Origin of the sequence: Pseudomonas sp. SIMBA_067 (assembly GCF_046534675.1) — a bacterium.
GTDB classification, from domain to species: Bacteria; Pseudomonadota; Gammaproteobacteria; order Pseudomonadales; family Pseudomonadaceae; genus Aquipseudomonas; species Aquipseudomonas putida.
This window is the reverse complement of record NZ_JAWRYH010000844.1, coordinates 1-255: the sequence shown is the minus strand read 5'-3', so window position 1 is coordinate 255 and position 255 is coordinate 1. Positions and strand designations below refer to the sequence as shown.

General features: G+C 65.5%; 1 protein-coding gene. It reads right to left on the bottom strand.

What is annotated here, in order from left to right:
• On the bottom strand, nucleotides 1-255 hold a 255-nt coding region (locus SB765_RS31575), incomplete at both ends, for a hypothetical protein (protein ID WP_410932748.1).

Genomic DNA, 255 nt, shown 5'->3' with positions numbered 1-255 from the left:
CCTGAAAGGTAGCCTCCAGCGCGCTTTCATCCAGCTCGCCACGCAGCTGCAGGCCGGCCGGAATGTTGTAGGCTGCCGATTGTGGCTCCAACTGCCACATCAGCCACAAGCGGTTTTGCGCCAGCGACTGGGGCAAGGCCTGGCCGCGTTCCAGGGTTGCGATAGTGGCGCCTTCGGCAGCGCCCTGCGCGATGATCGACGCCACAGCGCTACTGTAATCGGCCAGCACCGGCGCTTCGAACAGGGTGCGCAGGC